This window comes from Bradyrhizobium iriomotense (assembly GCF_018129405.1).
In the GTDB taxonomy this organism is placed as follows: Bacteria; Pseudomonadota; Alphaproteobacteria; order Rhizobiales; family Xanthobacteraceae; genus Bradyrhizobium; species Bradyrhizobium iriomotense_B.
The window spans coordinates 279214-297267 of the sequence record NZ_JAFCLP010000001.1 but is presented as its reverse complement, the minus strand read 5'-3'; the positions used below and the strand labels follow the sequence as shown (position 1 = coordinate 297267).

Here is an 18054-nt window from a genome sequence, read left to right as displayed (position 1 = left end):
AATAGGCTGGGCGTCCGCATCATCAGCGGGTGCCGGTGGGAGTGACGTCGCGATGGAAAACAGCCTTGATCCTGCTCTGCCGCTGCTGGAAGTGCGCGGGATCAGCAAGAGTTTTGGCGCCGTGCGTGCGTTGCAGGAGGTCGACTTCACGTTGCGCGCCGGCGAGATCCATGCGCTGCTCGGCGAGAACGGCGCCGGCAAGTCCACGCTGATCAAGGTCGTCACCGGCGTGTTCGCCCGCGATGCCGGCATCGTTAGGATCAGTGGCGAAGAGATCGCGCCGCGCTCGGCCAAGGCGGCGCTTGGGGCCGGCATTGCCACCGTCTACCAGGAAGTCAATCTGCTGCCGAACCTCTCGGTGGCACAGAACCTGTTCCTCGACCGCCAGCCGATGCGCTTCGGCATCGTCCGCGAAGGCGAGATGCGCCGCCGCGCCAAGGCGTTGCTTGCGGATTTCGACCTCGACATCGACGTCGCCGCCCCGCTCGGCAATTATTCCGTGGCCATCCAGCACGTCACCGCGATCGCCCGTGCGGTGGATCTCTCCGCGCGAGTCCTGATCCTGGACGAGCCGACCGCGAGCCTTGACCGCCACGAGGTCGAGATCCTCTTCGGCATCATGCGCAAGCTCGCGAGGCGCGGCATCGGCATTGTTTTCGTCAGCCACTTCCTCGACCAGGTCTACGAGATCTCCGACCGCATCACCGTGCTGCGCAACGGCCGCCTCGTCGGCGAGCGCGAGACCGCCTCGCTGCCGCGCCTCGAACTGATCCGCATGATGCTCGGCCGCGAGCTCGCGGAAACCACCAGCGCGCGGGCGGCGACGCGGGAGCATTCGGCCCGCGAGGTCTGCGCGAGCTTCGAGAATTACGGCAAGGCCGGCTATGTCGCGCCCTTCAGTCTCGAGCTGCGCCATGGCGAGGTCGTCGGTCTCGCCGGCCTGCTCGGCTCCGGCCGCACCGAGACGGCGCGGCTGGTGTTCGGCGCCGAGCGCGCCGACCGCGGGCAGGCGAGGGTGGAGGGCGCAGCCGTCCGGCTGCAGTCGCCGCGCGACGGCGTCCGCCACGGCTTCGGCTATTGCCCGGAGGAGCGCAAGACCGACGGCATCGTCGCCGAGCTCAGCGTGCGCGAGAACATCGTGCTCGCGCTCCAGGCCAAGCGTGGCCTCTATCTGCCGCTGTCACGCCGCGAGCAGGACGAGATCGCGCGCCGTTATGTCAAGATGCTCGACATCCGCCCGCCCGATCCCGAGCGCCCGGTCGGCCTGCTCTCCGGCGGCAACCAGCAAAAGGTGCTGCTGGCGCGCTGGCTTGCGACCTCGCCGCGGCTTCTGGTGCTGGACGAGCCGACCCGCGGCATCGACGTCGGCGCGCATGCCGAAATCATCCGCCTGATCCGCGAGCTCTGCGATGACGGGCTTTCGCTGCTCGTGATCTCCTCCGAGCTCGACGAGATCGTGACCTATTCGGACCGCGTCGTGGTGCTGCGCGACCGCGCCCATATCGAGGAGCTCGCGGGCGAGGCGATCGACGTCGGCAACATTCTCGCCGCCATTGCCGCCGATAGCGCCGCCGTTGCGCTTGAGGCCCACACATGACAGCGCTGTTGCCGCGCCGCGGCCTTGCCCAGATCCTGGCGCTGATCGTCATCCTCGCGGTCGATCGCGTGGTGTCGCCGCAATTCTTCGACTTGCGCCTGCAGGACGGCCGGCTGTTTGGCAGCCTGATCGATGTGCTCAACCGCGGCACGCCGGTGGCGCTGCTCTCGCTCGGCATGGTGCTGGTGATCGCGACGCGCGGCATTGATCTCTCCGTCGGCGCGGTCATGGCCATCTGCGGCGCGATCGCGGCGAGCCTCGCTGACAGTCACGGCCTCCCGGTGGTGCTGGCGGCCGCGCTCGGCGCGGGCCTCGTCTGCGGCTTGTGGAACGGCTTTCTTGTCGCCGTGCTCGGCATGCAGCCGATCGTGGCGACGCTGATCCTGATGGTGGCGGGGCGCGGCATCGCCCAGCTCATCACTGAAGGGCGTATCGTGACCTTCTCCTCGCCGGATCTGGTCTGGCTCGGCAACGGCTCGGTGCTCGGCCTGCCGGTGCCGGTCGTGATTGCCCTGGGCATGCTCATCCTCACCGGTGCAGTCGTGCGCGGCTCCGCGCTCGGGCTGCTGATCGAGGCGACCGGCGGCAATGCGCGCGCGAGCGAACTGGCCGGCGTCGGCACCCGCGCCATGATCCTTTCGGTCTATGTCTGGTGCGGCGTCTGCGCCGCGCTCGCCGGCGTGATCGCGGCCGCCGACATCATGGGCGCCGATGCCAACAATGCCGGCCTCTGGCTCGAGCTCGACGCCATCCTCGCCGTGGTGATCGGCGGCACCTCGCTGTTTGGCGGCCGCTTCAGTCTCGTGCTCGCGGTGCTGGGTGCGCTGATCATCCAGACCATGAACACCGGCATTCTGCTGTCGGGCTATCCGCCGGAGTTCAACCTGCTGGTCAAGGCGGTGGTGGTGCTCGCGGTGCTGCTGCTGCAATCGCCGAAATTCTCCGGTCTCGCCGGGATCGCCGCGCGGCTGCGGAGGACCAAGGCATGAAAGGCCTGCCGCCCGTCCTCATCACGGCGATCGTGCTCGTCGCGGGCTTTGCGCTCTGCGCCATGCAATTCCCCAACATCGCCTCCACCCGCGTGGTCGGCAATCTCCTCACCGACAATGCCTTTCTTGGCATCGTCGCGACCGGCATGACGTTTGTCATCATCTCCGGCGGCATCGACCTCTCGGTCGGCTCGGTGATCGGCTTCACCACCGTGTTCGTCGCGCTGGCGATCGAGCGCTGGGGCGTGCCGCCGCTGGTCGCCTTCGTCGCCATCCTCGCGCTGTCGGCGGCGTTCGGCGCGGCGATGGGCGCGGTCATCCACGTCTTCGATCTGCCACCTTTCATCGTGACGCTGGCCGGCATGTTCCTCGCCCGTGGCGCCAGCTTCCTGCTCTCGACGGAATCGGTGCCGATCACCGCGCCGGTCTATTCCACCGTGTCGGACTTTGCCTTGCGGATGCCCGGCGGCGGGCGGCTAACGGCGATCGCAATCATCATGCTCGTGATCGTGATCGGCGGCGCCCTGCTGCTGCATCTCACCCGGTTCGGCGCCAACGTCTATGCGCTCGGCGGCAGCCGGGTCACCGCGAGCCTGATGGGCGTGGCCGTCGGCAAGATGACGGTCAAGATCTACATGCTGTCGAGCCTGCTCGCAGGCATCGCCGGCATCGTCTTCTCCTTCTACACCAGCGCCGGCTACTCGCTCTCCGCCGTCGGCGTCGAGCTCGACAGCATCGCCGCCGTCGTGATCGGTGGCACGCTGCTCACGGGCGGGCAGGGCTCCGTGATCGGCACCTTCCTCGGCGTATTGATCCAGGGCATGATCCAGACCTACATCAATTTCGACGGGACGCTGTCGAGCTGGTGGACCAAGATCGCAACCGGCGTGCTACTGTTCGCCTTCATCGCCTTGCAGCAGGGATTGGTCGCGCTGGCGCGCCGGCCCGTGACGAAGAGCGCAGGAGCGGCATCATGACCTCGCGTATCGTCGTCATCCCAACGCGGCGGGCTCACTCCAATCACGCGGAGGTGGCGCGTTCGATCGGCGTCGACATCATCGCCGGCCGCTACGCGGAGGGGACACGGCTGCCCGGCGATGCCGAGATGATTGCGATGTTCGGCGTGTCGCGGCCGGTGCTGCGCGAGAGCGTGAAGACGCTGGTCGCCAAGGGCCTGCTCACCACCAAGGCGCGGGTCGGCACCGTCGTGCGCGAGCGCGGCGCCTGGAACATGTTCGACGCCGACGTGCTGGCCTGGCACCTCGACGCCGGCATCGACAAGCGCTTCCTCAACGACCTCGCCGAGATTCGTCTCGCGGTCGAGCCGCGCGCGGCGATGCTCGCCGCAGCGCAGCGGTCAGAGGAGGACGTCGCCGAACTCCGCCGCTGCATGGATCGCATGCGGCATGAAGCGTCCGACTCGGTCGGCTTTGCCGACGCCGATCTCGCGCTTCACGTTGGCGTGGCGCGTGCCTCCGGCAATCTGTTCATGCGCTCGATCGGGCATGTCATCGAGGCAGCGTTGCGCGCATCGTTCCTGCTCAGCGCCCCGGTCGAGCCGGAAGACCGCGACGCCGTGCTGCTCTGGCACCAGAAGATCGTCGATGCCATCGCCGCGGGCGACGCGGAAGCCGCGTCCGAGGCCATGGTCTATGTCATTCACAACGGCATGCGCCGCCACGAGGGCACGGTGATCGAGACCGCCCCGGCCGAGCCGCTGCCGTCAGCGGATACGGGAGAACAAGCGTGACAGACCTTCGCATCGCCATTGTCGGCTTCGGCAAGATCGCGCGCGACCAGCATGTGGGCGCGATCGCGGCGACACAGGGCGCAACGCTCGCGGCCGTGGCGAGCCGCAATGCCTCGCTGCCGGAGCTGCCGCATTTCGCCACCATCGAGGAGCTGCTGGAAAAAGGTCCGCCGATCGACGCCGTCTCGCTCTGCACGCCGCCGCAGGTGCGCCGCGCCCAGGCCGCGACCGCGCTCGCCGCCGGCAAGCATGTCATGTTGGAGAAGCCGCCGGGCACCGGCGTTGCCGAGCTCGATCCGCTGATCGCGATGGCGACTGATGCCGGGCGCACGCTGTTTGCGACCTGGCATTCGCGCTACGCGCCGGCGGTCGAGCCGGCTCGCGAATGGCTGGCGAGCCGCCGGATCAAATCCGTGCGCATCAGCTGGAAGGAAGACGTCCGCGTCTGGCATCCCGGCCAGGCCTGGATCTGGGAACCGGGCGGGCTCGGCGTGTTCGATCCCGGCATCAACGCGCTCTCGATTGTGACCCGCATCCTGCCGTCTCAAGTGTTCGTGACCTCGGCCGAGCTTGCTTTCCCCGCCAATTGCCAGGCGCCGATCGCCGCGAACCTGAACCTGACTGATATCAATGGCCTGCCCATCACCGCCGAGTTCGACTTCCGGCAGACCGGCCCGCAGAGCTGGGATATCCTCGTGGAAACAGACCAGGGCCGGATGACATTGTCTGACGGCGGCCGGCGGATGGCCGTCGACGGCAAGGCCATTGCGGATGCACCCGATCAGGAATATCGCCGGCTGTACCAGCGCTTCGTCAAGCTGGCGGCGTCAGGCACAAGCGATGTCGATCTGGCGCCGCTGCGTCTCGTCGCCGACTCTTTCTTGCTCGGCAAGCGCACGATCGTCGAACCGTTTGTGGACTGAACATGGCAGGCTCAAAAAAAATAGAAAAGGACGTTTTCGGAACACTGCCCGATGGCCGCAAGGTTGAGCGCATCGTGCTGCGCGGGGAGGGCGGCGTCGAGGCTCGCATCATCACCCATGGCGCGGTGATCCAGGCGCTGATCGCGCCGGACGCCAAAGGCGGCACCGACGACGTCGTGCTCGGCCATGATGCCTTCGCCGGCTATCTCGCCGAACGGAAGTTTTTAGGCGCCACCGTCGGCCGCTATGCCAACCGCATCGCCAAAGGACAATTCTCGCTCGATGGCGAGACGGTGCAGCTTCCCGTCAACAATGGTCCGAATGCGCTGCACGGCGGGCTCGAGGGTTTTGATCGCAAGCTGTGGGACATTACCGCGATCGAGGAGGGCGCCGAGCCCGCGGTGACGCTCACCTATTCCAGTCCGCATGGCGAGGAGAATTATCCAGGCAAGCTCGACGTGCGCCTGACCTATCGCATCACCGGCCCGACCGAGCTGTCGCTGGTGATGGAAGCGCGGACCGACCGGCCGACCATCGTCAACCTGACCAATCACAGCTTCTTCAATCTCGAAGGCGCCACATCAGGCACGCCCATTCTCGACCATCGCTTGACGGTCGCAGCCGAGCACTTCCTCGCCATCGATCCCACCGCCATTCCGTTGCCGGAGCCGCCGCGCAGCGTTGCCGGCACGCCGTTCGACTTCCGCGAGCCGCGGCCCGTCGGCGAGCGTATCCGTGAGAGCGACCAGCAATTGCGCAATGGCAGGGGCTACGACCACACCTATTGCCTCGGGCGTGACGGCAAGCTTGCGCTCGCGGCGCGGCTGGAGGCGCCGCGCTCCGGGCGTGCCATGGAGCTGCTCACCAATCAGCCCGGCTTGCAAGTCTATTCCGGCAACTATCTCGACGGCACGATCTCGGGGAAGGGCGGCAAGCTGATCCGGCAGTCGGACGCCATGTGCCTGGAGCCGCACATCTGGCCCGATGCGCCGAACCGGCCGGACTTTCCGAGTCCGCGCCTCGATCCCGGCCAGGTCTATCGGCATCACACCGTCTATCGCTTTGGGGTGAGAGCATGACGGAACAGGTGCCGACCTCGGTTCTATCCGCGGAGCAGTGCCATCTCGGCGAAGGGCCGACCTATGACGTCACCACCGACACAGCCTGGTGGTTCGACATTCGCGAGGGCAAGCTGTTCGAGGCGCAACTCGGCAGCGGTTCCGTCCGCATCCACGCGCTCGGCCGGATGGCCAGCGCGCTGGGACGCATCGATGCCGACAGCCAGTTGATCGTCGCGGAAGACGGCCTCTACATCCGCAAGCTCGCTGGCGGCGAGATGACGCTGTTCTGTCCGCTCGAAGCGGACAATCCCGCGACGCGCTCCAACGATTGCCGCGTGCATCAATCCGGCACGTTCTGGATCGGCACCATGGGCAAGAAGGCCGAGCCGAAGGCGGGGGCGATCTACGCGCTCCATCGCGGCAAGATCTCGACGCTGTTTCCCGGCATCAGCATTCCCAATTCGATCTGCTTCTCGCCCGATGGCGCCACCGGCTATTTCACCGACACTCCTCGCGCGGTGCTCTACGCGGTCCCGCTCAATCCCGCGACCGGCCTGCCGCGCGGCGAGCCGGAGGTGCTGCTGCGCCACAGCTGCATCGGCGGCCTCGATGGCTCGGTCTGCGATGCCGACGGGCAGATCTGGAATGCGTGCTGGGGCGCAAGCCGTATCGACGTCTACTCGCCGCAGGGCGAACGCCTGCGCTCACTCAGCGTGCCGGCGAAGCAGGCGAGCTGCCCCGCTTTCGTCGGCCAGGACCTGTCGCGCCTGCTCGTCACCTCCGCATGGCAGGACATGGACGCGGCGGCACGCGCTGCCGATCCGCAAGCCGGCTGCACCTTTCTGCTCGAAGCATCCGCGCGCGGTCGCGCGGAGCCCGACGTCAAGCTCGCATAGGAGACCCCAAGCAACCGACCTCCGTTCTCGACGACACGAAGAAACAGTCTGACACCCAAAGGGAGTGAAACATGCTGAAACTGAAGACGACCGTCCTCGCGCTTGCTCTCGCAAGCGCCGCTACGCTGATCGCGGGCGTGCCTGCCTCCGCCCAGGATAAGGCGACCGTCGGCATCGCCATGCCGACGAAGTCGTCGGCACGCTGGATCGACGACGGCAACAACATGGTCAAGGTACTGAAGGAGCGTGGCTACAACACCGACCTGCAATATGCCGAGGACGATATCCCGAACCAGCTCTCGCAGGTCGAGAACATGGTGACCAAGGGCGCGAAAGCACTGGTGATCGCCGCGATCGACGGCACCACGCTGTCAGACGTGCTCAAGCAGGCGAAAGCAAAAGGCATCACCGTGATCGCCTATGACCGCCTGATCCGCGGCACGCCGAACGTCGACTATTACGCGACCTTCGACAATTTCCAGGTCGGCGTGCTCCAGGCGGAGTCGCTCGTGCAGGGGCTCGGCCTCAAGGACGGCAAGGGTCCCTTCAACATCGAGCTGTTCGGTGGCTCGCCCGACGACAACAACGCCTACTTCTTCTACAACGGCGCGCTGAGCGTGCTGAAGCCCTATATCGACAGCGGCAAGCTCGTCGTCGTGTCCGGCCAGATGGGCATGGACAAGGTCGCGACGCTGCGTTGGGACGGCGCCACCGCCCAGGCCCGCATGGACAATCTGCTCAGCGCCTACTACGGCAACAAGAAGGTCAACGCCGTGCTGTCGCCCTATGACGGCCTCTCGATCGGCATCATCTCCTCGCTGAAGGGCGTCGGCTACGGCAGCGCCGACCAGCCGATGCCTGTCATCTCGGGCCAGGATGCCGAGGTGCCGTCGATCAAGGCGATGCTGCGCGGCGACCAGTACTCGACCATCTTCAAGGACACCCGCGACCTCGCCAAGGTGACCGCCGACATGGTCGACGCCGCGCTCGCCGGCAAGCAGGTCACGGTGAACGACACCAAGACCTACGAGAACGGCGTCAAGACCGTGCCGTCCTATCTTCTGAAGCCGGTCGTGGTCTACAAGGACAATTGGGAGAAGACCCTGGTCGACAGCGGCTACTACAAGAAGTCGCAGTTCCAGTAGGATTCTCTTTCCCCTCTCCCCGCATGCGGGGAGAGGGTTAGGGTGAGGGGGACTCTCCACGGGGGTGGTGAGAGCTGCCCTCGCGGAGATTCCCCCTCACCCGGAATTCAACTGCGCTCGAATCATAGCCGAAGCTTTGCTTCGGCGTTCTAGGAACGGCCGCCAAAGGCGGCCTATGCTCTCCCCGCACGCGGGGAGAGGCGAAGTAAAGCAAGGGACACCAAAGCCATGACCGCCATGCTGGAGATGCGCAACGTCAGCAAGAGCTTTGCCGGTGTGCAGGCGTTGCGCGACGTCAATTTCTCGGTTCGCGCCGGGCAGATTCACGCCCTCGTCGGCGAGAACGGCGCCGGCAAGTCGACGCTGATGAAGGTGCTGAGCGGCGTCTATCCGGCCGGCAGCTACGAGGGCACCATCGTGTTCGAGGGCGAGGAACGCCGCTTCCGCGACATCAACGATTCCGAGGCGCTCGGCATCATCATCATCCATCAGGAGCTGGCGCTGATCCCGCTGATGTCAATCGCGGAAAATATTTTTCTCTCGCATCCGCCTTCAAAGTTGGGTGTGATTGACCGCGACGAGGTCTACCGGCGCACGCGCGAGCTGCTGGCGCAGGTCGGCCTGAAGGAATCCCCGGATACGCTGATCACCGATCTCGGCGTCGGCAAGCAGCAGCTGGTCGAGATCGCGAAAGCACTGTCCAAGCGCGTACGCATGCTGATCCTGGACGAGCCGACCGCGAGCCTCAACGAGGCCGACAGCGCCGCGCTGCTCGAACGCCTGATGGCGTTCCGCGAGCAAGGCATCGGCTCGATCCTGATCTCGCACAAGCTCAATGAGGTCGCCAAGGTCGCCGATCACATCACCGTGCTGCGCGACGGCCGAACCGTCGACAGCATCGATTGCCATGCCGAGCCGATCCAGGAAGACCGCATCATCCGCAGCATGGTCAACCGCGATATGGCTCACCGTTTCCCGGAGCGCAGCGTAAAGATCGGCGAACCTGTGCTCGACGTCGAGAACTGGTCGGTCTATCACCCCATCCATCTCGAGCGGCAGGTGATCAAGAACGTCAATTTCGGCGTGAAGCGCGGCGAGGTCGTGGGCATCGCCGGGTTGATGGGGGCGGGGCGCACCGAATTCGCCATGAGCCTGTTCGGCCGCTCCTGGGGCACCAATATCAGCGGCAGCATCAAGCTCGAAGGTCGTGAGATCGCGCTGCCGAGCGTTGCCGCCGCGATCGACGCCGGGCTTGCCTATGTCACCGAGGACCGCAAGCAGCTTGGGCTGATCCTCGCCGACGACGTCCGCAAGAACATCACGCTGGCGAGCCTCCACCAGGTCGCACCTAGCAGGGTGATCGACGACATCGCCGAGCTGAAGGTCGCCAGCGATTACCGCAACCGTATGCGCATCCGCTGCTCCGACGTCTACCAGGAGACCGGCCAGCTCTCCGGCGGCAACCAGCAGAAGGTGGTGCTGTCGAAATGGCTGATGACCGACCCCAAGGTGCTGATCCTGGACGAGCCGACAAGGGGCATCGACGTCGGTGCCAAATACGAGATTTACTGTATCATCAACGAGCTTGCGGAAGCCGGCCGCGGTGTCGTGGTGATCTCCTCGGAGATGCCCGAGCTGCTCGGCATCTGCGACCGCATCTGCGTCATGAACGACGGTGCCTTCGTCGGCGAGTTCAAGGGTACGGAAGCGACACAGGAAAAGATCATGCGCGCCATCATGCGCAACGAACGAAGCATTGGGAACGCCGCGCCTGCGGCCGCGGAGATGGGAGGATCGCAGCCATGACCGACAAGACGGTTTCGCTGCCCGAGGAGCGCCGGCACGGCAGCTTCATCAAGAACAATTTGCGCAATTACGGCATGCTGATGTCGCTGATCGCGATCATGCTGTTCTTCCAGGTCATGACCGCCGGCACGCTGCTGCAGCCGCTCAACCTCACCAACCTGGTGCTGCAGAACAGCTACATCGTCATCATGGCGCTGGGCATGCTGCTGGTGATCGTCACCGGCCATATCGACCTTTCGGTCGGCTCGGTCGCGGGCTTCATCGGCGCCGTGGCCGCGCTTCTCATGGTGACCTACAAGGTCGACTACACGCTTGCCTTCATCGCCTGTCTCGCGCTCGGTGCCGCCATCGGCGCGGCGCAGGGCTATTGGGTGGCCTATTTCAAGATCCCGTCCTTCATCGTCACGCTGGCCGGCATGCTGGTGTTCAAGGGCCTGGCGCTCGCGGTCTTGCAGGGCCAGTCGCTCGGGCCGTTCCCGCCGACCTTCCAGAAACTGTCCTCAGGCTTCATTCCGGAGCTGCTGCCCGAGGCCGGCACCCTGCATCCGACGTCGATGCTGATCGGCGCCGTGCTCGCGCTCGGCCTCGTCTATGCCAGCGCCAAGGGGAGGTCGCGCGAGCAGTCGCACGGCATCGAGGTCGAGCCTTACGCGTTCTTCCTCGGCAAGAGCATTTTGCTCGCCTGCGCCGTGCTCTATTTCACCTATCTGATCGCCTCGCATCGCGGCCTGCCCAACGTGCTGGTGATCATGACCGCGCTGATCGCGCTCTACGGCTTCGTCACCCGCCGCACCGTGATCGGCCGGCAGATCTATGCGGTCGGCGGCAACGCCAAGGCGGCGAGCCTGTCGGGCATCAAGACCGAGCGGCTGACCTTCCTCACCTTCGTCAACATGGGCGTACTGGCCGCGCTCGCCGGCCTCGTCTTCGCCGCGCGCCTCAACACCGCAACGCCCAAGGCGGGTTTGGGCTTCGAGCTCGACGTCATCGCCGCCTGCTTCATCGGCGGTGCCTCGGCCTATGGCGGCGTCGGACGCGTCGGCGGCGCCGTGGTCGGCGCCATGATCATGGGCGTGATGAACAACGGCATGTCCATCCTCGGCATCGGCATCGACTATCAGCAGGTCATCAAGGGCCTGGTGCTGCTCGGGGCGGTGTGCATCGACGTGTATAATCAGCGGCGGTAGGCGGTCTCGTAGGGTGGGCAAAGGCGCAACGCGCCGTGCCCACCAATGGCGTACGCTTCGGCCATCTCACTCCACCACGCTCGCGCCGCACTCATCCTTAGGATTGCATCACAGGAACCAGCCCATAGCGCAGCATTGTTTCCTTCATTTTGGCCGGATCAGGCGTGCTGGCCGATAGCAGGGCCGCCATGTCCTTGAAGTATTGCGGGCCGAGTACGCCTGGGCTGAGGATGCACAGGCAGGTCGCCGGTCGTGGCGAACGGTTGATGAAACCGTGCACCACGCCGCGCTTGATGAAGAGGCTTTCGCCCGGCGCCACGTCGATATCCTTGGCGTTGACCCGCCAAGTCGAGATGCCGCTTAGTCCATAGATCGTTTCGTCCCAGCGATCATGATAATGGGGAATCGGCATGCGCGCGTTCGGCTGTAGCGTCATCTCGAACAGATCGAGGCCGCCGGCGGTGTCATCCTTGCTCTGTAGGAACGTCAGCTGCAGCGCGCCAAGGTTGATGATCTCAGGCATGGCGAACTCGTCCAGTCGTGTGGACCGCAATATTAGCGCACGACGCAAAGAAGCCAAGACGGAGGAAGCGAAACTGCCCGAGTCCGACATGCAGCAGGGGCCCCTTGCTGTGCAGAGCCGCAACGGCGTGCTGCACTGCGACTGAGTCGCGTGCCGCTACTGCGTCGTGAACAGCACCGCCGCGATCGCGACCGAGAGGCTCACCGCCGACACGGTCGCCACCGTCGACAAGACCCCCATGCGCCTGAGCGCGATCGCAAAGGCGATGATGATGGGCGTCGCTGTCATCAGCCCGATTTGTGCGTCGCTCATATCGTCACTCGCCACTCCTGGGAACCCTGAGGCTGTTCGTACCGCGCTCCGGCCGGCCGGACGTTGCGTCGGCGCAAACAAGCACCCGGCAATTCCCCAGTTTGTCCTGCGACAAATTCCGAACTGGACGGGTGAGCTAAGTCTCGCCGGTGTCCTGATCTGGAAAGACGATGTCGACGGCCGAGTGCGAACAACAGGGAACTGGCTGGGGAATTTTGGAAGATCTCCCCGGCGATCCCATGATCTGGGTGCTGATCTTCAGCGAGCTCGCCGCCTTCGGCCTGTTCCTCGGCGCCTTCTCGGTCGCCCGCGCGATCCACCCCGCGGTGTTCGCGGCCGGGCAGGCCGCGCTCGATTCGAATCTCGCCGGCCTCAACACAATCGTGCTGGTGACCAGCGGCTGGGCGGCGGCAAGAGCGACGAAGGCCGTGCGCGCCGGAGAACGGCAGGTGGCGCGATACTGGCTTCTCGGCGGCATGGCGCTCGGCGGTCTCTTCATCGCGATCAAGCTCGCTGAATATGCCGAAGAAATCGGGCGCGGCGTCGGGCTCGAAACCAGCCCGTTCTTCACGCTCTACTTCCTCCTGACCGGCTTTCATCTCCTGCATGTCGGCCTCGGCGTCGTCATTCTCGCCGTGGTCTGCCGCCGCGCCCGGATATTGGGCGTCGAGACGGCAACGGCCTTCTGGCACATGGTCGACCTGGTCTGGATCGTCATGTTCCCGATTCTCTATCTGGTGCAATGACGATGCCGGATCGTATCGATATCACCTGGATCGCGCTGATCGGCCTCGCGCTTGCGACCATCGTGCTGCCGCCGTTGATGCCGCGAGCGATGCTCGGCAACGCCGTGCTGCTGGCGCTCGCGGTAATCAAGGGCCGCCGGATCGCGCTCGACTTCATGGATCTTCGCGCGGCGCCCGCGCTCTGGCGCGGCCTCGTCAGCGCCTGGATCCTGATCGTGCTGCTGCTCGCCTGGCTCACCTCCGCCGTCGTCCCCCTGATCTGACGCGCTCATTGCGCCCTGACAAAGAACGGGCCGGGCAAAGCGGCAATAAATCGCAGCATCGCATTCTCTAGGGAAACAACCGGAAAGGATTGGCAATGGCTGAACGCCTGACCAAGTCGGCCGCTCGAAACGTGTTCTACGGCGGCTCGGCCTTTTTCTTCGCCATCTTCATAGGGCTGACGGCGCACAGCCACTATTACATGGCCACGAGCTCGACCGACGCGACGACGCTGACGTCGTCGGTCGCGCGCGGCAAGCATGTCTGGGAGAAGAACTCCTGCATCAACTGCCACACGCTGCTGGGTGAGGGCGCCTATTTCGCCCCCGAGGTCGGCAACGTCTGGGATCGCTGGGGCGGCAAGGAGGATCCGGCCGGCGCGCGCGAGACGCTGAAGGCCTGGATGCAGGCGCAGCCCTCGGGCGCACCGGGCCGGCGGCAGATGCCGCAGTTCAATCTGACCGACCAGGAGCTCAACGATCTCGCCGACTTCCTGCAATGGACCTCGACGATCAAGCGCCAGGAATGGCCGCCGAACAAGGCGGGCTAGAGCATGATCCGGAAAAGTGTGAAGCGGTTTTCCGAAAGGATCATGCTCAAACAACAAGAAGGCGCAGCATTCTTCTTTCAAGACAGAGAGAACCTGAGATGAAGTACCAAACCCAGAAAGTCGCGATGCTGTATTTCTACGGCGCGCTGACGCTGTTCCTGGCCCAGGTCCTGTTCGGCCTGCTCGCCGGAACCATCTACGTCCTGCCCAACACCCTGTCGACGCTCCTGCCGTTCAACATCGTCAGGATGATCCACACCAACGCGCTGATCGTGTGGTCGCTGATCGGCTTCATGGGCGCGACCTACTTCCTGCTGCCTGAGGAGACCGAGACCGAGCTCTACAGTCCGCTGCTCGCGAAGATCCAGTTCTGGATGTTCTTCGGCGCGGCAGGCGTGGCCGTGGTCGGCTATCTCTTCCACCATCACGAAGGCCGCGAATTCCTCGAACAGCCCTTCATCATCAAGGTCGGCATCGTCGTCGTCTGCCTGATGTTCCTGTTCAACGTCACCATGACGGCGCTGAAGGGCCGCAAGACCACGGTCACGAACATCCTGCTGTTCGGCCTGTGGGGCGTTGCGATCTTCTTCCTGTTCGCCTTCTACAATCCGGCGAACCTCGCGGTCGACAAGATGTACTGGTGGTACGTCGTCCATCTCTGGGTCGAGGGCGTCTGGGAGCTGATCATGGCCTCGGTGCTCGCCTATCTCATGATCAAGCTCAACGGCATCGACCGTGAGGTGGTGGAGAAGTGGCTCTATGTCATCATTGGGCTGGCGCTATTCTCCGGCATCCTCGGCACCGGCCATCACTTCTACTGGATCGGCGCGCCCGGCTACTGGCAGTGGATCGGCTCGCTGTTCTCCACGCTGGAAGTGGCGCCCTTCTTCACCATGGTGATCTTCACGGTGCAGATGACCTGGAAGGCCGGCCGCAAGCATCCGAACCGCGCCGCGCTGTTGTGGTCGGTCGGCTGCTCGGTGATGGCATTCCTCGGCGCCGGCGTCTGGGGCTTCCTGCACACGCTGTCCTCGGTGAACTATTACACCCACGGCACGCAGGTCACCGCCGCACACGGCCATCTCGCCTTCTTCGGCGCCTATGTGATGCTCAATCTGTCCGTTATGGCCTATGCGATCCCGCAGATCAGGGGACGTGCGCCCTATAACCAGTGGCTCAGCATGGCGAGCTTCTGGATCATGTGCACGGCCATGATGACCATGACCTTCGCGCTGACCTTCGCCGGCGTGATCCAGGTTCATCTGCAGCGCATCCTCGGCCAGAGCTACATGGATGTGCAGGACCAGCTCGCCTTCTTCTACTGGATCCGGCTCGGCTCCGGCGTGTTCGTCGCGATCTCGGCGCTGATGTTCGTGTGGGCCGTGCTGGTGCCGGGCCGTGAGAAGACGGCGGCCATTCCAGCCGCGCTGCAACCGGCCGAGTAAACGCACATGGCGGCCGCGGTTCGCCGCGGCCGCCGTCTCAATGTGAATTGCGAGGAATGACCATGAAAGCTGTCCTTCACGCCGTCACGGCGCCGGCACCAGCGCTGCCGCCCTATGTCGCCAGCGGCAACGAATGCGCGCTGTTCGAGCACGCCTGGCGGCATCAGCTTCCGGTGCTGCTGAAGGGGCCGACCGGCTGCGGCAAGACCCGCTTCGTCGCGCATATGGCGGCGCGGCTCGGACTGCCGCTGCACACCGTCGCCTGCCACGACGATCTCACCGCGGCCGATCTCACCGGCCGCTATCTGCTGCGCGGCGGCGATACCGTGTGGAGCGATGGTCCGCTGACGCGCGCGGTGCGCGAGGGCGGCATCTGCTATCTCGACGAAGTCGTGGAAGCGCGCAAGGACGTCACGGTGGTGCTGCATCCGCTCACCGACGACCGCCGCATCCTGCCGCTGGAGCGCACCGGCGAGGAACTCGCCGCGCCGAACAGCTTCATGCTCGTGGTCTCCTATAATCCCGGCTACCAGACGCTGCTGAAGGCGCTGAAGCCGTCGACCCGCCAGCGCTTCGTCGCCATCGAGTTCGGCTTCTTAGCCCCGGAGCAGGAGATCGCGGTGGTCGCGGCCGAGAGCGGACTGTCGCCGGATCGCGTGCGGCCGCTGGTTGCGTTGGCCGGCCGGCTGCGCGCGCTGAAGGGCCACGATCTGGAGGAGGGCGTCTCGACCCGGCTCGTGGTCTATTGCGCGACCCTGATGGCCGCCGGCATGCCGACGGCCGATGCCGTGCTGGCTGGCATGATCGAGCCGCTGACCGACGATGCCGACGTCAAGGCGGCGCTGCTCGACGTCGCACGCGCCGTGATCGGGTGAGGCGGGTCCGATGCTCGACTTCCTCGAACTGGAGGAGACGGTCGGCCGTGCCTGGCACCGGATGGTCGGCGGCACCGCCAGCTATCCGGTTCATGCCGATTACGCGGTCTCGCTTGCCGCGATGAGAAACAGGCTCGCGGTGATGTTCCGCGCCCTCGGCGGCGAGACGGGCGTGCAGATCGCGAGCGCCGGCGCGCGCAAGTCCGGGCATCGGCTCGGTTGGCGGCAACGTATCGGTCTCGGTGACGAGCGCCTCGAGCAGCCGGGCCGCGACGCCGCGACCATCTTCCTTCCCGACAGCATCGCGATCTTTCCCGACAGCGCGCTGAATGCAGCGCTCTATCGCTGGCTCGCGGCATGGTTCGCGGTCGCGCCGGTCGAGGCGATCGCCGAGACCGATCCGCTCCGGCGCGATCTGCTAGTGTTGCGCCGCGCCGCCGAAACGGCGGTCTTCGTGCTCACGCAGTTTCCCGGGCTCGTCGCCGACTACGCGCAGCTTGCCGCCGCGACCGCCGAGGCCCGGCCGCGGCGCCCCCTGCCGCGCATCGAGCAGGAGATCGAGCAGATCGTTCTCGCGTTGCTCGGCGCCGGACCCGCACCTGCGGGACAATTGTGGCCGGCGATGATGGGAACGGCGCCGCTGCCGGACAAGGCGCCGCCGGGCTATCGTTCCATCCTGCCGTGTCCGCTGTGGGGCGATTGCTGGACGCGCGAACTGTTGCCCGCACACGCGGGTGAGGACGAATGCGCTGCTGGTGCGGAGCCGGTAGCTCAGGACAATCGCAAGCGCTTTGCCGTGCGCGAGCGCGAGGACGGGACCAATCGCCGCGATCCCTTCGTGCTCAACCGCTTCGAGAAGATCCTGGCGATGGCCGAGATGATCAATGTCGATCGCCCGGCGGACGACAGCGAGGACGAGGACGCGCAGAAGGCTGCCGACGATCTCGAGGAGATCACGCTCAGCCGCCGCAGCGGCAAGCCGGCGAGCCGGTTCAAGTTCGATCTCGACCTGCCGCCGGAGGCCCTCGATGCCTCGCGCCTCAACGCGGAGCTGACCTATCCCGAATGGGATTATCGCAGCAGCGCCTACCTGCCCGATCATTGCCGCGTGCTCGCATCTACCGCTTCTGAGACCGGCGAAAGCTGGACGCCCGACGAGACCATGCGCCGGCACGTCCGCCAGGTGCGCCGCCGCTTCGAGGTCTTGCGGCCGCGCCACGAATTGATGCGCGCCCAGGCGGATGGCCACGATCTCGACCTCGACGCGCTGGTCCGTGCGAGGTGTGACCTCCGCGCCGGCAGCAGCAATGGTCTAGATCGTGTCCACATGGCGATGCGCCCGCAAGGGCACGATCTCGCGGTCACGCTGCTCGTCGACGTCTCGCTCTCGACGGATGCCTGGGCCAATGGCTACCGGGTGCTCGACGTCGAGAAGGAGGCGCTGCTCGTGCTTGCCCACGGCCTGTCGGCCTGCGGCGATCACCACAGCATCCTCACCTTCACCTCGCGCCGGCGCTCCTGGGTGCGGCTCGAAACGGTCAAGGCGTTCGGCGAGCCGATGAGCGGCGTGGTCGAGCGCCGCATCGGCGCGCTCAAGCCCGGCTATTACACGCGCATCGGCGCGGCGGTCCGCCACGCCTCGGCCGGGCTTGCGCGCCAGCCGCAGCGCAAGAAGCTGTTGCTCGTTCTCACCGACGGCAAGCCGAACGACGTCGACCATTACGAGGGGCGCTTTGCGGTCGAAGACACCAGGAAGTCCGTGCAGGAGGCGCGCCGGCTCGGTATCGCGGTGTTCGGCGTGACGATCGACGCGGCGGCGCAATCCTATTTTCCGACGCTGTTCGGGCGTAGCGGTTATGCGATCGTCGGCAACATCAAGCGGCTGCCCGCGGCGCTGCCGGCAATCTACCGGCAGGTGGCGCATTGATGCGGGGAACGGCCGCGGCGCCGCGTGAGCTATTGCTCATCGCTTGGGTATATGATCGAAT

At 65.5% G+C, this 18054-nt stretch carries 19 protein-coding genes; 17 read left to right on the top strand and 2 right to left on the bottom strand.

Going from position 1 to position 18054, the window contains the following annotated elements; genetic code table 11:
* Window positions 1-52 precede the first annotated feature (52 nt).
* The 10 genes from JQ592_RS01180 to mmsB all read left to right on the top strand — a co-directional run bounded on the left by JQ592_RS01180 (window position 53) and on the right by mmsB (window position 11354).
* Window positions 53-1597 carry a sugar ABC transporter ATP-binding protein gene (locus JQ592_RS01180; protein WP_211401096.1) on the top strand — a complete coding sequence of 515 codons (1545 nt, stop codon included), beginning with the start codon at window positions 53-55 and terminating at the stop codon, window positions 1595-1597.
* Entirely contained in the window at window positions 1594-2586 is a 993-nt protein-coding gene (locus tag JQ592_RS01175; protein WP_211401095.1) for an ABC transporter permease, read from the top strand. Before JQ592_RS01180 ends, JQ592_RS01175 begins: the two co-directional genes overlap by 4 nt.
* Window positions 2583-3563, top strand: a complete 981-nt coding sequence (gene yjfF / locus JQ592_RS01170; RefSeq protein ID WP_211401094.1) for a galactofuranose ABC transporter, permease protein YjfF — start codon at window positions 2583-2585, stop codon at window positions 3561-3563. Before JQ592_RS01175 ends, yjfF begins: the two co-directional genes overlap by 4 nt.
* Window positions 3560-4336, top strand: coding sequence for a FadR/GntR family transcriptional regulator (locus JQ592_RS01165; protein WP_211401093.1), 777 nt, complete (start codon window positions 3560-3562; stop codon window positions 4334-4336). Before yjfF ends, JQ592_RS01165 begins: the two co-directional genes overlap by 4 nt.
* Entirely contained in the window at window positions 4333-5259 is a 927-nt protein-coding gene (locus JQ592_RS01160) for a Gfo/Idh/MocA family protein (RefSeq protein WP_211401092.1), read from the top strand. The genes JQ592_RS01165 and JQ592_RS01160 overlap by 4 nt, the downstream gene beginning before the upstream one ends.
* Window positions 5260-5261: 2 nt before the next feature.
* Window positions 5262-6338 carry an aldose epimerase family protein gene (locus tag JQ592_RS01155; protein ID WP_211401091.1) on the top strand — a complete coding sequence of 359 codons (1077 nt, stop codon included), beginning with the start codon at window positions 5262-5264 and terminating at the stop codon, window positions 6336-6338.
* Window positions 6335-7216: an SMP-30/gluconolactonase/LRE family protein gene (locus JQ592_RS01150; RefSeq protein WP_211401090.1), complete on the top strand. Its 882-nt coding sequence runs from the start codon at window positions 6335-6337 to the stop codon at window positions 7214-7216. Before JQ592_RS01155 ends, JQ592_RS01150 begins: the two co-directional genes overlap by 4 nt.
* A 71-nt stretch (window positions 7217-7287) precedes the next feature.
* On the top strand, window positions 7288-8361 hold the full coding sequence (chvE, locus tag JQ592_RS01145) for a multiple monosaccharide ABC transporter substrate-binding protein (RefSeq protein ID WP_246820079.1): 1074 nt from the start codon (window positions 7288-7290) through the stop codon (window positions 8359-8361).
* Between the two features lie 228 nt (window positions 8362-8589).
* Window positions 8590-10167: a multiple monosaccharide ABC transporter ATP-binding protein gene (mmsA, locus tag JQ592_RS01140; protein WP_211401089.1), complete on the top strand. Its 1578-nt coding sequence runs from the start codon at window positions 8590-8592 to the stop codon at window positions 10165-10167.
* The gene (mmsB, locus tag JQ592_RS01135; RefSeq protein ID WP_211401088.1) at window positions 10164-11354 is read left to right on the top strand and encodes a multiple monosaccharide ABC transporter permease; all 1191 of its coding nucleotides are present in this window, start codon (window positions 10164-10166) and stop codon (window positions 11352-11354) included. The genes mmsA and mmsB overlap by 4 nt, the downstream gene beginning before the upstream one ends.
* A gap of 97 nt (window positions 11355-11451) precedes the next feature.
* On the opposite strand, the gene JQ592_RS01130 is transcribed toward mmsB, so the two are convergent.
* Window positions 11452-11877: a cupin domain-containing protein gene (locus JQ592_RS01130; RefSeq protein ID WP_211401087.1), complete on the bottom strand. Its 426-nt coding sequence runs from the start codon at window positions 11875-11877 to the stop codon at window positions 11452-11454.
* Between JQ592_RS01130 and JQ592_RS01125 the strand changes: the two genes are divergently transcribed.
* On the top strand, window positions 11876-12022 hold the full coding sequence (locus tag JQ592_RS01125) for a hypothetical protein (protein ID WP_211401086.1): 147 nt from the start codon (window positions 11876-11878) through the stop codon (window positions 12020-12022). The two genes, JQ592_RS01130 and JQ592_RS01125, sit on opposite strands and share 2 nt — an antisense overlap.
* An 11-nt stretch (window positions 12023-12033) precedes the next feature.
* Here the strand turns inward: JQ592_RS01125 and JQ592_RS01120 are convergent, their stop codons facing one another.
* Window positions 12034-12189, bottom strand: coding sequence for a hypothetical protein (locus JQ592_RS01120; RefSeq protein ID WP_091892367.1), 156 nt, complete (start codon window positions 12187-12189; stop codon window positions 12034-12036).
* Window positions 12190-12359: 170 nt separating this feature from the next.
* On the opposite strand from JQ592_RS01120, the gene JQ592_RS01115 reads away from it, so the two are divergent.
* The 6 genes from JQ592_RS01115 to JQ592_RS01090 all read left to right on the top strand — a co-directional run bounded on the left by JQ592_RS01115 (window position 12360) and on the right by JQ592_RS01090 (window position 17993).
* A complete protein-coding gene (locus tag JQ592_RS01115; protein ID WP_211401085.1) occupies window positions 12360-12935 on the top strand; it encodes a cytochrome c oxidase subunit 3 family protein in 576 nt (191 codons plus the stop codon).
* Between the two features lie 2 nt (window positions 12936-12937).
* Window positions 12938-13198, top strand: coding sequence for a cytochrome C oxidase subunit IV family protein (locus JQ592_RS01110; RefSeq protein WP_211401084.1), 261 nt, complete (start codon window positions 12938-12940; stop codon window positions 13196-13198).
* 95 nt (window positions 13199-13293) lie between these two features.
* The gene (locus JQ592_RS01105; protein ID WP_018647685.1) at window positions 13294-13746 is read left to right on the top strand and encodes a c-type cytochrome; all 453 of its coding nucleotides are present in this window, start codon (window positions 13294-13296) and stop codon (window positions 13744-13746) included.
* Window positions 13747-13844: 98 nt separating this feature from the next.
* On the top strand, window positions 13845-15191 hold the full coding sequence (locus JQ592_RS01100; RefSeq protein ID WP_211401083.1) for a cbb3-type cytochrome c oxidase subunit I: 1347 nt from the start codon (window positions 13845-13847) through the stop codon (window positions 15189-15191).
* Window positions 15192-15253: 62 nt separating this feature from the next.
* Window positions 15254-16066: a CbbQ/NirQ/NorQ/GpvN family protein gene (locus tag JQ592_RS01095; protein WP_211401082.1), complete on the top strand. Its 813-nt coding sequence runs from the start codon at window positions 15254-15256 to the stop codon at window positions 16064-16066.
* Window positions 16067-16076: 10 nt separating this feature from the next.
* Entirely contained in the window at window positions 16077-17993 is a 1917-nt protein-coding gene (locus JQ592_RS01090) for a nitric oxide reductase activation protein NorD (protein ID WP_211401081.1), read from the top strand.
* The last annotated feature ends 61 nt before the right edge of the window (window positions 17994-18054 follow it).